Annotated in this window: 11 protein-coding genes and 1 other RNA gene; 3 read left to right on the forward strand and 9 right to left on the reverse strand. The window is 34.3% G+C overall.

Features of this window, described 5'->3' with window-relative positions; genetic code table 11:
- The first annotated feature begins 26 nt into the window (after positions 1–26).
- Complete coding sequence (locus tag DB895_RS04645) at positions 27–1,406, forward strand: thioredoxin-like domain-containing protein (RefSeq protein ID WP_116724273.1); 1,380 nt, start codon at positions 27–29, stop codon at positions 1,404–1,406.
- Between the two features lie 114 nt (positions 1,407–1,520).
- Here the strand turns inward: DB895_RS04645 and fsa are convergent, their stop codons facing one another.
- The 4 genes from fsa to ffs form a co-directional block, all read right to left on the reverse strand.
- On the reverse strand, positions 1,521–2,177 hold the full coding sequence (gene fsa / locus DB895_RS04650; protein WP_116724195.1) for a fructose-6-phosphate aldolase: 657 nt from the start codon (positions 2,175–2,177) through the stop codon (positions 1,521–1,523).
- Positions 2,178–2,319: 142 nt separating this feature from the next.
- Positions 2,320–3,123: an SDR family oxidoreductase gene (locus tag DB895_RS04655; RefSeq protein WP_116724196.1), complete on the reverse strand. Its 804-nt coding sequence runs from the start codon at positions 3,121–3,123 to the stop codon at positions 2,320–2,322.
- A gap of 71 nt (positions 3,124–3,194) precedes the next feature.
- Positions 3,195–3,593, reverse strand: a complete 399-nt coding sequence (locus DB895_RS04660) for a hypothetical protein (RefSeq protein WP_116724197.1) — start codon at positions 3,591–3,593, stop codon at positions 3,195–3,197.
- Positions 3,594–3,790: 197 nt separating this feature from the next.
- Positions 3,791–3,888: signal recognition particle sRNA small type (gene ffs / locus DB895_RS04665), an RNA gene on the reverse strand.
- Positions 3,889–3,975: 87 nt separating this feature from the next.
- Between ffs and DB895_RS04670 the strand changes: the two genes are divergently transcribed.
- Positions 3,976–5,025, forward strand: coding sequence for a glutaminyl-peptide cyclotransferase (locus tag DB895_RS04670; RefSeq protein ID WP_116724198.1), 1,050 nt, complete (start codon positions 3,976–3,978; stop codon positions 5,023–5,025).
- 57 nt (positions 5,026–5,082) lie between these two features.
- Here DB895_RS04670 and DB895_RS04675 read toward each other — a convergent pair whose 3' ends face one another.
- From DB895_RS04675 to dnaK, 4 genes are all read right to left on the reverse strand, one after another.
- Complete coding sequence (locus DB895_RS04675; protein WP_116724199.1) at positions 5,083–5,466, reverse strand: RidA family protein; 384 nt, start codon at positions 5,464–5,466, stop codon at positions 5,083–5,085.
- A 133-nt stretch (positions 5,467–5,599) separates the two neighbouring features.
- Positions 5,600–6,799: an acetate/propionate family kinase gene (locus tag DB895_RS04680; RefSeq protein ID WP_116724200.1), complete on the reverse strand. Its 1,200-nt coding sequence runs from the start codon at positions 6,797–6,799 to the stop codon at positions 5,600–5,602.
- A 9-nt stretch (positions 6,800–6,808) separates the two neighbouring features.
- Positions 6,809–8,902 carry a phosphate acetyltransferase gene (gene pta / locus DB895_RS04685; protein ID WP_116724201.1) on the reverse strand — a complete coding sequence of 698 codons (2,094 nt, stop codon included), beginning with the start codon at positions 8,900–8,902 and terminating at the stop codon, positions 6,809–6,811.
- Positions 8,903–9,096: 194 nt separating this feature from the next.
- Entirely contained in the window at positions 9,097–10,983 is a 1,887-nt protein-coding gene (gene dnaK / locus DB895_RS04690) for a molecular chaperone DnaK (protein ID WP_116724202.1), read from the reverse strand.
- Positions 10,984–11,340: 357 nt separating this feature from the next.
- Here dnaK and DB895_RS04700 point away from each other — a divergent pair, with 357 nt between their 5' ends.
- A complete protein-coding gene (locus DB895_RS04700; protein ID WP_116724204.1) occupies positions 11,341–12,543 on the forward strand; it encodes a PAS domain-containing sensor histidine kinase in 1,203 nt (400 codons plus the stop codon).
- Between the two features lie 132 nt (positions 12,544–12,675).
- Here DB895_RS04700 and DB895_RS04705 read toward each other — a convergent pair whose 3' ends face one another.
- Entirely contained in the window at positions 12,676–14,112 is a 1,437-nt protein-coding gene (locus DB895_RS04705) for an MFS transporter (protein ID WP_116724205.1), read from the reverse strand.
- Positions 14,113–14,496 lie beyond the last annotated feature (384 nt).

Genomic DNA, 14,496 nt, shown 5'->3' on the forward strand with positions numbered 1-14,496 from the left:
ATATTCCAAAACAAATTTATTTTTTAATGTTTGCATCTGCAGCAATCGTACTATTTAGTTCTTGTAATAAAGAATTTAAAAGTGATGATTATACAGCCTATTTTGGTGGAGAAGTTACAAATCCCACAAGCCCTTATGTCTTGTTTTGCAGGGATTCAGAAATCATTGACACTATAAAAATAGACCGAAATAATCGTTTTTTTATTACTTTCGATTCACTTACCCCAGGCTTATATACTTTTAAAAACGAACCTGAATATCAATATGTTTATTTTGATAAAAATGACAGTATCATGGTTCACATCAATTCAAAAGATTTTGATGAATCTATTATTTTTTGTGGAAGAGGTGATGAAAAGAACAATTTTTTGATGGATTTATACCTCAAAAATGAAAAGGATAAAAGCAATTTGTTTGATGTTTTTGATTATGATATCCCAAAATTCAACAAAAATATAGACTCCATTTATGCAAAGACCAAAAAATTCTATCAGATTAAAAAAGAAGAAATAAAGTGGAGTGATGAATTTGATGTGTTTGCTAAAAGCGCTTTAGATTTTCATTATTATTCCAAAAAAGAACTCTATCCTATTGTTCATAAAATTCGTACTGGAAAGGATGTTTTTGACGATTTACCCCCAAATTATTATGATTTCAGAAAAACAATAGATTTCAACAGCACAATACTAGCTAGTTTTTCTCCCTATATTATGTATTTATCTCACATGCTTGACAATACGGGTGCAATCACTTATCACAATCATTTTTCAGATATTGACCTTGCTTTAAAAACCAATGTCAACAAGCTAAACATAGCGGACACGTTGATTAAAAACAAAAAAGTAAAAAATATTATTCTCAACAATATTGCCTTTACCTATTTGCTTGAAGATCAAAATATGGTAAACAATCAAAAATTTCTTGAAATTTATCATCAATATTCCACTGATAGTAGTAAGAAAAATGAAATCCTAAAAATTGGAAATGCAATTCAGTTGTTGAAAATTGGAAAACCACTACCCGAAGTAACTTTAATAGATCAACATAAGAATGTAATCTCCTCGAATACCTTCGCAAAAAAGAAAACAGTCATCTTTTTTTGGACAAAAAATTTAACCTCACATTTGATTGCAGCCCATAAAAAAATCGTGTATTTAAAATCGAAGTATCCCGACTACCAATTCATAGGCATCAACCTAGACAAAGATCAGGCAGAATGGAATATGACTTTATCAAAATATAAATTTGACGGCGTTATGGAGCTCCGCAGTGCTGATTTTGAAGATTTAAAAGCCAAATGGGCTATTATGAAAGTCCACCGATCTGTAATTCTTAATAAAGACGCTACAATCAAAACTGCATTTACCAATATTTTCGATTCCCATTTTGAAGACAATTTGAAATAAATTCTTTAAAGCTATTGGCTTTCGGAATTTTAGAAATAAAAAAAGGCGATTTTCAAAACATGAAAATCGCCTTTTTAATTATAGTTATTGCAAATTAACTGCAACTGTTCTTTTCTATTTATTCCCTTTCTCGAAATCTGCAACAAACTGTGCCAATCCAATATCAGTCAATGGGTGTTTCAACAATCCATAAATTGCAGATAAAGGTCCCGTCATGACATCAGCACCAATTTTAGCGCAATTTACAATGTGCATTGTGTGACGTACTGAAGCGGCAAGGATTTGCGTTTCGTAACCATAATTATCATAAATTAATCTGATTTCCTCTATAAGAGCCAAACCATCCGTAGAAACGTCATCAAGACGACCAATAAAAGGAGAAACATAAGTTGCACCCGCTTTGGCGGCCAATAAAGCCTGTCCCGCAGAAAAAACTAATGTTACGTTTGTCTTAATTCCTTTGTCCGAAAAATATTTTGCAGCCATAACACCTTCTTTGGTCATTGGCAATTTTACTACAATTTGTTCGTGCAAATCGGCCAATTCCTCACCTTCCTTGATCATTCCGTCATAATCTAATGCGTTTACTTCGGCGCTTACATCACCATGCACATGATTGCAAATGTCAACATAATGTTTCAAAATGTTGTTTTTTCCGGTAATTCCTTCTTTCGCCATCAAACTTGGGTTGGTCGTTACTCCGTCCAAAACGCCTAAGGCTTGTGCTTCTTTAATTTGAGCTAAATTAGCTGTGTCTATAAAAAATTTCATATTTTTTTGGTTTAATTTTTATTTTATTTTGGGCGTAACACTCAGATGCTTCGTTCCTTCTCAACTTCAAGTCAGACTTTCCGCTACAATCCACGTCTAAATGCGTGGGGTTTTCACTAAAATTCTTTACGCGGGTGCAAAATTACAATTTATAATGATTCAAAAGCATTTTTTCATACAATTTATCAGGTAATATTCTTTTTAAAACAATAGAAAATTTTTGCATGAAAATGCCCACTTTATAATGAATCTTGGGGTTTGGGTTTTGAATAATGGCATATACCGCTTCGGCCATATCCTTTGGATTACTACCACTGTCCACATGTTCATCCATCATTTTTAGCGTATTGCCATACGAAATTTCATAAGCAGACCCTTTTATTAAAGGAGCATGAAAGCGACCCGAAGCAATATTGGTGGCAAAATCCCCCGGTGCTACATTCGTAATATGAATACCAAATGATTTGACTTCCATTCTTAGGGATTCAGTTATTAACTCCAACGCGCCTTTTGATGCCGAATAAATGCTGCGATACGGTAAACCCATATAGCCTGCTATGGAGGTAATATTAATAATTAACCCCGATTTTTGCAAACGCAACTGAGGCAAAACGGCTTTCATCACTTCAATTGGCCCGAAGAAATTGGTCTCAAAATTATTCTTGATTTCTTCCGCTGGAATCTCTTCTAAAGGACCTGTAATCCCTACTCCCGCATTATTAATGACAACATCTAATCTTCCTGAAATGGAAATGACTTTGGCAACTGCCAATTTAATACTTTCGATATTTCTTACGTCTAAAGCAATTAAAGGAAAAACTGAGTTGGTATTTTTTTCTGGATTGCGGCTGGTTCCGTAAACACTATAACCTTTGTGATGCAACAACTCTCCTATGGATTTTCCAATTCCTGAGGAACCGCCTGTAATGAGAATAACTTTAGACATTTGGATTTATTCAATTGTTCAGACACAAATATAGAATCCGAAATAATATTCTGTTTTATTACTTTTTATATTTATTTTTTACGCTCGTAATAATAAACTTCTTGCTTGTCGTCAGCACCTTTCTTACTCGCACGAATAGTATAATAGCGGTCACCAATTGGTTTTACTTCATACTCCCAATCGGCAGATAGGTTTGGATTTTTGCTTTTGTCGAATCTGTTCATATCAAAGCACAATTTACGTGCAGGAGGAACAGTAATGATCTCGTTAGAACCTTTTCCGGTAACCACAAATTTAAGATTATATTGACCGCATGGTGCTGGTTTTATGGTACTGTTTTCTGAGGAAACTTCAGGATTCGTTCGGTAGGTTTCAAATTCCTGTTCAAAGGATTTGTATGAAGTTTTCACATCCGTTTGTGAAAAAGAAAAAGTTGAGACGAACAACAATGCGATTAAAATTGATTTCATGGTTTTGGTTTTTTAATTAAGTTTTGTTGATTAGGATGGTAAATATACTATTTTACACAAAGCAATTTCACTGATTAAATTAGAAATCCATTTTATTTTGTCTCCGGAGAGCAGTTACGGGGATTTTTCAAAACAAAAGATTGCAACGCAAAGCAGGATTACCTTCAAAAAAAAATCTTCCAAATAAGGAAGATTAAAAAAGGCAAGCGACCTACATCGCACCGCTCAACCACATACCTTTGCTATGTTCCCATCCTGGAGGAGTCTGCAGGAGCTGGTCGTGTAGGACTTGCCGATGCAAATATACAATCTTTTTGTATTTTTGCAAAAGGAATTGAACTTATAAATTACTATTGTATATTGCAGTTTTAAAATCATAAAAATGAAAAATCACAACTTCCTGTCAATCATTTTATTATACTTCTTCTTAGTCTCCTGTGGACATTCAGAAAAAGATGCGGCATCTTATTTTAGCTTTAATACTTCAAGTTTTAAGGAGCAATATCGACCAAGTGACACCCTTACTCTAGAAATTTTGAATGCTCAAAATAAGAAAATTGACAGTGTCATATATTATATGAATGACGTGAAAATTGGTTCAAAAAAAGGATTGGAAAAAGTATCACTGGATTTTTCATCCAAAAAATTGGGATATCAAAATTTGAAGTCATTGGTCTATTTTGAAGGAGAAAACGTTGAAACTACGGCAAGAGTAGAATTGGTTTCGGATGTTGAACCTAAATTATTGACATATAAAATCATAAATACTTTTCCACATGACACTACTTCCTATACTGAGGGACTAGAATTTTACAGAGATACCTTGTATGAAAGTGGCGGGCAATACAATAGATCAAAACTTTATAAATCGGATTACAGAACGGGAAAAGTCTATAAAAACATAAATTTGGACGGAAAGTATTTTGGTGAGGGCATTACAATCTTAAACAACAAAATTTTTCAGTTAACCTGGAAAGAACTAACTGGCTTTGTTTACAATTCAGATACTTGGAAAGTAGAAAAAACATTCACTTTTGATAAAAAAATTGAGGGTTGGGGAATGACAAATGACGGCAAAAATTTGTATCAATCAGATGGAACGGAGAAAATTTGGAGAATGAATCCGGAAACGCAAAAAATGGTGGATTATATTAATGTTTACACCAATAATAGTAAAATTAAAAGCGTGAACGAGTTGGAATGGATCAACGGGAAAATCTACTGTAACATTTATCAAAAAGATGCCATAGCCATTGTTAACCCTTTGAATGGTGCTGTAGAGGCTATATTAAACATGACTGATTTGAGAAAACAGTTAAAATATCCAAAATCTGAAGTATTAAACGGAATTGCCTATAATGCTAAAACACAAACCCTTTTTATTACCGGTAAATATTGGGATAAAATGTTTGAAATTAAGGTTGTAGAATAAAAAAACGCGACAGGTTTTTAAAAACCTGTCGCGTTAGAATTATACAAATCGCATTATTTAGGAGGCTATAGCCGTAAATTCGATTTCCACAAGGTATTCCGGAGCGACCAATTTGCTCACTTCATAGAAACCAGTAGCAGGTTTTATATCTTTAAAAAAAGTGGCATGTGCTTTTGCAACGGCCTCGAAAGATGAAATATCGGTAGTAAATATACGCGTACGGATTACGTCTTTCATTCCTACATTTAAATCTTCCAACACTTTTTCTATTCTTTCCAAAATATTCAATGTTTGTGCGTAGGCATCGTCTGCTTTCACTTTTTCACCATCAACTATGGCTACCGTGCCTGAAACTTCTATAACATTACCAATTCGAACCGCACGACAATATCCCATTTTGTCTTCCCATGGTGAGCCTGTCAAAATATTTTCTCTTTTCATTTTTTGTTTGTTAACTGATTTATAATGCTTTGTGTTTCTATTCTTAATCTTCGTCGCGCAATTTATGAAAAAATAACGCAATCTGAATTACTGATTTTTATAAAAAATCTATACTTTTTTTAATGCTTACTTTTTAACTCAAAAGCAATTCATAAACCTGATTGGCAATTTCAATTTCTTCATTGGTAGGAATGACCAAAATTTTGGTTTTGGATTCTGGTGAATTGATTTCCCTGATTTCCTTGGAACGCATTTCATTTTTAGCATCGTCTAATTCCATTCCGAAATACTCCATATCGGTGCAAACCAATTTTCGTATATAAGAGGAATTTTCTCCAATTCCAGCCGTAAATACAATCGCATCCAAGCCATTGAGCGCTGCTGTGTAGGAACCAATATATTTTTTTATTCGGTAGGCATTCATTGCCAAAGCCAATTGACAATCCTTGTTTCCTTGTTCAGCATTTGATTCAATATCTCTCAAATCACTAAAACCGGTAAGTCCGAGCATTCCACTTTGTTTTTGCAACATCGTTTCCACTTCTTCAAGCGAATACCCTAAAGATTTAACCAAATAAAATATTACGGATTGGTCTATATCACCACTTCGGGTACCCATAATCAAACCATTCATAGGGCCAAAACCAAGCGTATGATCGATACTTTTTCCTTCTTTAATAGCCGTCATACTGCATCCATTTCCTAAATGGATGGTAATAATGTTAGAACCTTTATTAACTGAATTTGATTTTAAATACTGGATTGCATTTTCTGAAACATACTTATGACTTGTACCGTGAAATCCATATACTCGAATTTTATTTTCTGTCAACAGCGAATTAGGTACTGCATATTTGTGTGCCACAACCGGAATGGTTTGATGAAAGGCTGTGTCAAAAACAGCCACCTGTTTGGCATGTCCAAAAATGGCTTCAGCAACAGCTATTCCTTCAAGATTGGCAGGATTGTGTAGAGGAGCCAAACCAAAAAGTTGTTTGATTTTTATTTTCACCTCTTCGTCAATAATTACAGTGTTAGAAAAACTGCTTCCACCGTGAACAACTCGATGACCAACCGCGTCAATCTCTGATGTGCTTTTGATTACTCCTACTGTGACGTCCATCAGGAATTGAGCGATTTTTTCCAAACCAATTTTATGATTGGCAATTGGTAAAACCTCTTCAATTCTATGATTTTTGGTAATATAACTAAGATTTGACGTGTCCAATCCAATTCTATCAATCATACCGGAACAAATGACTTCGTTGTCCGGCATATTGATTAATTGGTATTTAATGGAAGAACTTCCTGAATTAATAATTACTATATTCATGTATTTATTTTATAATCCTTGTGCTTGTATTGCTGTAATTACAACGGTATTTATTATATCGTCAACTGTACAACCTCTGCTTAAATCATTTACTGGCTTATTTAAGCCTTGCAACATTGGTCCAATGGCTAGTGCGCCCGTTTCTCTTTGAACTGCTTTATAGGTATTGTTCCCCGTGTTTAAATCAGGAAAAATTAAAACGCTAGCATGTCCTGCCACTTCTGAATTGGGCATTTTACTTTGTCCTACTTCTAAGTCAACTGCTGCATCGTATTGAATTGGCCCTTCTATTTTTAAATCAGGCCGTTTTTTTCTAACTATTTCTGTCGCCGTTCTTACTTTGTCCACCTCATCCCCTTTTCCTGAAGAACCGGAGGAATAGGAAAGCATGGCAATTTTGGGCTCAATTCCGAAAGCCAAACTCGAATCGGCTGAGGAAATTGCTATTTCAGCTAACTGTTCTGCGGTAGGGTTAGGATTGATGGCGCAATCTCCAAAAACAGAAACCCGGTCTTCCAAACACATAAAAAACACGGAGGATACAACGGATGAATTTGGTTTGGTTTTAATGAATTGTAAAGCGGGTAAAATGGTGTGTTGCGTTGTATGGGTTGCACCAGAAACCATTCCGTCAGCGTGACCTTTATAAACCATCATAGTACCAAAATATGAAACGTCTTCCATTAAATCTTTGGACATTTCCAGAGTCACGTTCTTTGCTTTTCGCAATTCGCAATAGGTATTTACATAATCGTCATAGTATTCGGATTCTATTGGATTGATTATGGCTACTTTTGAGAAATCAAAATCTATACCCAGTTCGGAAACTTTATTTTCGATTTGTTTTTTGTTTCCAATCAAAGAAATGTCAACTACGTCCATATCCAATAACCGAGAAGCGGCCATGATAATCCTTTCATCATTTCCTTCCGGCAACACAATATGTTTTCGATTTTTTTTGGCTCTTTTTACTAAATTGTACTGAAACATTTTTGGAGTCATTCCCTCAGCCTCAAAAGTGATTAATTTCTGGGTCAAATTATCCAAATCAACATACTTTTCGAAAGTGTGAATTGAGGTTTCAATTTTTTGTTTATTATTGGAATAAATTTTAGCCTTAATATCCCCAATTTTATTGACTATTTGATAGGTACCATCTCGAACTGTAATAATAGGCACAATTGTTGAAAGTCCCTCTATTAATTTTAAAATGCTCGTTTCCGGTAAAATATTCCCGGTTAAAACGATTCCTGATACTGTTGGATAATTTACCGATTCATTGGCTTGCAATGCCCCTAAAATGATATCGGCTCTGTCTCCTGGAGTTATTACTAGGCAATCCTCTTTTAGGTGCATTAAATAATTACTCAACTGCATGGCTCCAACGCTAAAATTACTTGTTTGGTTGTTGAGATATTCCTTGCCAAACAAAACTTTTGCACCCAATTCGTTTACAATTTCTTGAATTGTTGGATTATTTAGACTTGAAATTATAGGAATTGAATTAATTAAAATGGTATTAGGTAAATTTTTTCTCAATCCGGCAGTGACCAAGTCAATATTATCTGGTTTGACTTTATTCGCAAAAACAGCCAATACTTCAACCTCTTTTAGACGGAATGAATCGTAAGCCAAATGAAGATTGTCTATTAATTCTTCTAACGTTTTATCGACTCCTGAACCCACGATGATTACCGGTATTCCTAAATTTTTAGCAATTAGAACGTTCAAATCAAGCTCGATTGCCGTTCCTTCACCAGTAAAACTAGTTCCTTCGACCAAAACAAAATCAAATCGCTCTTCTAATTTTTTATACTTATCGATAATTAAATCAATAACTTCTCCTAATTTCCCCGAGTTCTTCTTTTTTATTAACTTACTCTTTGTTATGGCAAATGCATCCTGAAATTGAATATCCAATCCGAAATGGGTTAGCACCGTTTCTATGTGATTATCAAATTTCCCTTCTTCAAAGTCCTCCACAATTGGTCTAAAATAGCCTACTTTGGCCGTTTTACCTAGAAGCATACTCATTAAACCCAAGGTGATGATAGACTTACCACTATTTTCTTTGGTGGTTGCTATATAAATAGCTTTGTTCATTATTTTTATTTATAAATTGATATCCGGAAAATTCTAATTTGGCATTTTCACAAAGGTACTAAAAATGATTTTTTCTTCTTATACATTGGCATAAAAAAACCGAGCTATTTCTAGCTCGGTTTTACTTTTATAAATCCCGCAAAAAAGCGGAATAAGCGATTTACATAATTTTGTTACACAAAATGGTTCTCTGCTTATTTTACTTCTTCAAATTCAACGTCTTCCACATTGTCACCTTGAGCTTCCCCTTTTGGTTGTGCTTCTTGTGCTTGACCTTGTTCTCCTTGAGCATACATAGCTTCTGTAGCTGTTTTCCATGCTGCATTGATATTGTCAAGGGCTGTTTGAATTGCTGGAATATCTTGAGATTGGTGTGCCATTCTCAATTCAGTCAAAGCATATTCGATTGCTACTTTGTGATCATCAGATATTTTGCTACCCAATTCTTTCAATTGACTTTCAGTTTGGAAGATCATTCCGTCAGCTTCGTTCAATTTCTCCACTCTTTCTTTAGCAATTTTATCTGCTCCAGCATTTGCTTCGGCATCTTTCTTCATTCTTTCGATTTCTTCAGCAGTTAAACCTGAAGAAGCTTCGATACGAATATCATGAGATTTACCAGTTCCTTTGTCAGTTGCAGAAACTTTGATGATACCATTGGCATCAATGTCAAAAGTTACTTCAATTTGTGGAACACCTCTTGGTGCTGGTGGAATACCATCTAAATGGAAACGACCAATTGTTTTGTTATCCACAGCCATTGTTCTTTCTCCTTGAAGAACATGGATTTCAACTGTTGGTTGAGAATCTGCAGCGGTAGAGAACACTTGTGATTTTCTTGTTGGAATAGTTGTGTTAGACTCAATTAATTTTGTCAAAACACCACCCATAGTTTCGATACCTAAAGACAAAGGTGTAACATCAAGTAACAATACATCTTTTACATCTCCAGAAAGAACTCCTCCTTGAATAGCTGCTCCAATGGCAACAACTTCGTCTGGGTTAACTCCTTTAGATGCTTTTTTACCGAAGAATTTTTCAACTTCTTCAGCAATTCTTGGCATACGAGTAGAACCTCCTACAAGAATAACTTCGTCAATATCAGAAACAGATAAACCTGCATCTTTAAGCGCTTTAGCAACTGGTGCCATAGAACGTTTAACTAGTGAATCAGTCAATTGCTCGAATTTAGCTCTAGTTAATTTTTTAACTAAGTGTTTTGGTCCTGAAGCCGTAGCCGTAACGTAAGGCAAATTGATTTCAGTTTCAGCAGAAGATGACAATTCAATTTTTGCTTTTTCAGCAGCTTCTTTCAAACGTTGCAAAGACATTGGATCTAAACGTAAATCAATACCTTCTTCAGTCAAAAATTCAGCAGCTAACCAGTCAATAATTTCGTGGTCAAAATCATCCCCACCTAAGTGAGTATCTCCGTTTGTAGAAAGAACTTCAAAAACTCCGTCTCCTAATTCAAGAACAGAAATATCAAAAGTACCTCCACCTAAATCGTAAACAGCAATTTTTTGATCTTTACCTTTTTTATCCAAACCGTAAGCTAAAGCAGCGGCCGTAGGTTCGTTGATAATACGCATAACTTTAAGACCTGCAATTTCACCAGCTTCTTTCGTAGCTTGACGTTGTGCGTCATTAAAGTAAGCAGGAACAGTGATAACTGCTTCAGTAACAGTTTGACCTAAATAGTCTTCAGCAGTTTTTTTCATTTTTTGAAGTGTCATAGCTGACAATTCTTGAGCAGAATACAGACGACCATCAATATCCACACGTGGTGTATTGTTGTCCCCTTTTACTACTTTGTAAGAAACTCTTTTTGCTTCATTTGTAATCTCAGCGAAAGAATGCCCCATAAAACGCTTGATAGAAGCAATCGTTTTTGTTGGATTAGTTACCGCTTGTCTTTTAGCAGGGTCACCTACTTTAATCTCGCCACCTTCAACAAAAGCGATGATAGATGGTGTTGTTCTTTTTCCCTCTGCATTAGGAATTACTACTGCTTCATTACCTTCCATTACAGAAACACAAGAGTTTGTTGTACCTAAATCAATTCCGATTATTTTACCCATTTTATTTATATTTAATTTTATTATATACTTATTTTAACAACTCGAAGTCGGTAAGTCAATGATTATGCCAATGCAATAAGTTCTATTAAATTGTCAGTTTTTGTTAAAATCGGCAAAAAACAGGCTGACAAGATGACATTTTAAACTTATTAATTGGTGGGACAAAGCCATAAAAAATGAGGATACCGCTTCTTTCAGCAAGTAATAATTCCATTTTTGTCATAAAACAACTTCTCCAACAAAATATGCAATTAAAGTGCTTAAAAAAAGGTATATTGCAAAACATAAAACTCCCAGAATTTTTAAATTTTGTGTCGTTTTTAGAATCTTTAACTATGAGACCTAATTTCATCCTAAATGCATAATAAAAATCAAAAAACAGACTCTAAACTTCTTAAAAAACAGTACGTTCCCACTGCCGAATTTTATAGTCAGCTAATAGATAGCCTTCAGGATTATTCGATTTTTACAATGGATAATGAATTAGTCATCAACAGTTGGAGTTCTGGGTCGACAAAAATATTTGGTTATGAAACAGAGGAAATTATTGGCAAACATTTTGACCTTATTTTTATTGATGAAGATAAAAAAAAAGGCATTCCTCAGGAGGAAATTGATACCGCATTAAAAGAAGGAAGATCCACAGATAACAGGTGGCACGTTTGCAAAGATGGTAAAAAATTCTATGCCTATGGTTTAGTTTTTCCGCTTACCGGTAAAGAAGGAGAAATGTTAGGATATGTCAAAATTCTTCGAGACTTGACGGAAAGAAAAAAATCCGAAGATGCTATACAGAAATATGTAAAAGAAATGGAAGAGCTCGTTATCCATAAAGACAACATCCTATCTATACTTTCACACGACTTGAGAAGTCCATTAACCGGAATTATTGGGACAGCTAAATATTTAAAAACAAATTTTAGCCGAATGAAACCTTCTGAGATTGAAGAGATGCTCGACCTACTTTATAAAACATCGAAAGATGAATTAAATATGTTGGACTACTTAGTGGAATGGGCAAGAATAAAATATGCATCTGAAGCCTTTTCCCCCACAAAAATTGAACTCTCTCAATATGTGAAGAAAGTTTTTGACACTTTAAATGAAACCGCTACCCTAAATACCATAAATCTCCATAATGAAGTTGAAGAAAACACGAATGTTTTTGCCGATAAAAAAATGTTGCTTTCCATACTTCAAAACATAGTTTCAAATGCGATAAAACATTCCTACCCTGGAGGAAAAATTACAGTTACAGCAAAAAGTAAAGAAGAAAAGATTATCGTGGAAATAAAGGATACCGGAATTGGAATGTCTAAAGAAATAAGAGAAAAATTATTTAGCCCGCAAATGGATGATTTATTAACAGCGAGGAAAGCGACGAAAGGAGCAGGTATAGGATTATTATTAGTTAAGGGGTTTTTAGAAACTAGTGGTGGTGAAATTTGGGTCGAAAGTGTGGAAGGTGAGGGCTCGTCCTTTTATTTCACACTACCGACAGAGGAGCCTACAGCTAAAATAAATAGCTCAGACGAAATTGTGTTTGGTGAGAACAATTAAATAGTAGCACAAAACTGTCAACTCAGACAATTGAATCTCATTAAGAAGCTTACAAAAATCGAAATATCCTTAATTAAAAAAGGGTTTGTGCTCTATTGCACAAACCCTTTTTAATTTTGTTATATTCTAAAATTAATGTCCTCCACTAACTTTTTTATCAAAATTAATCCCTTGGGTCTTCAAAATTCCGCTTACTTTCCAAGCATAGAAAGCCAAATAAGCAAAACATAAAACACCAACAATGTAACTATTTTGGATCCCTATACTTTCAGAAACTTGTCCTTGTAAAAAACTTATAATTCCTCCACCCATAATCATCATAATCAAGAAACTACTCCCTTGACTGGTGTGTTTTCCTAAACCACTTACAGCCAAAGTAAAGATACAAGGCCAAAGAGTACTGCAAAACAATCCGACACTTGTAAACGCATAAACACTTACCATTCCGCTAGTTGAAATCCCTATCAATAAAGCGAAAATCCCCAAAGTAGCGAAAATAAGGAGCATTCTCGCAGGATTTCCTTTACTGGCTACATCAGCAGCAATCAACACTAAAATAATTAATCCGTAAATATAAAATGGTGTTAAATCATGTTTTGCCAATGCATTAACGAGTAAGAAAACACCAAATGCCAAATAAGGCGCTACAAACCGAAGTATTTTTTGTGTATTCATGTTGTCAGTAAAAGCTTCAACCGCTCCTGTCCAACGGCCAATCATTAAACTCGCCCAATACAATGAAATGTATGGGGCAATATCGCCTAATGCAAAACCTAATTTACTTTCCATATAAGCTGGTAAATTACTTGCCGTAGAAACTTCTACACCGACATATAAAAAAATCGCAATCATCCCTAAAACCAATTGCGGATATTTTAAAGCTGAACTTTTTGATGAAGTGACATCATTTTTAACTTCAACAATTGTTGCAGGTCTTTCAGGTAATGAAGAAAATTTCAATAAAATAGCCACAAGTAAAAAAGCCAGCCCCAATACCAGATAAGGAATTTTCACACTTTCAATACTCATTTCAGTATTTGCACTTGTACTGGAACCAAAAATGGCGAAACTCACAATTAGTGGTCCAATTGTAGTTCCAAGGTTATTTATTCCGCCAGCCAACGTTAATCGTTGAGATCCCGTTGTGATAGGACCTAATGCAATCGCTAATGGATTCGCAACCGTTTGTTGCAAAGAAAATCCTAATGCCACAATAAACAAACCCGATAACATTAATGGAAATGAACCCATATTTGCTGCTGGATAGAACAGTAAAGTCCCTAAAGCTGAAATGGTTAAACCCAATGCCAATCCGTTTTTATATCCAATTTTATTGACAATATCCTCTTTCATTAAATAGGAAATTCCCATATATATTAAGGAACCCACAGTATAAGCAATATAAAATGCCAAAGAAACTAACTGGCTTTGCCCTTGCGTTAAATCAAAAGCTTTTTTGAATACCGGAATTAAAATATCATTACTGGCGGCAACAAATCCCCAAAAAAAGAAAACAATTACTAAGGGAATAAATTGCCCCCATTTGGTTTGAACATTTTCTGAACTCATGTAAATTTAATTAAAAAGGTTAATTTAATATATGGATTAATTTTAGTATATGCTTAATTTTTAGCATAAAAAATAGAAATGTGGTATAAAACAATTCAAATTTATGATAAAAATACATTTATTTAAAAAAGCGGTATGAAAAGAAAAAAATAGTTATTAACTAAATCGATTTCTTTGATGTTATCCAATAAAAATACAACGTTTACGTGATTAAAAGTTCTGCCAAAATAATCCACTTGTATTATTCGGATTTTTTGATTTCACGTCTTATTCGAATACTATTATCTTTGAAAGCTTCAATTTGGAAATAATAAAAATCTGATTTATCCAAGCCATTAAAATAATATTCGTTTTTGCCATAGACAATAATGGAACCCTAATAAT

It is taken from the genome of Flavobacterium psychrotolerans (genome assembly GCF_003097635.1).
Lineage (GTDB): Bacteria > Bacteroidota > Bacteroidia > Flavobacteriales > Flavobacteriaceae > Flavobacterium > Flavobacterium psychrotolerans.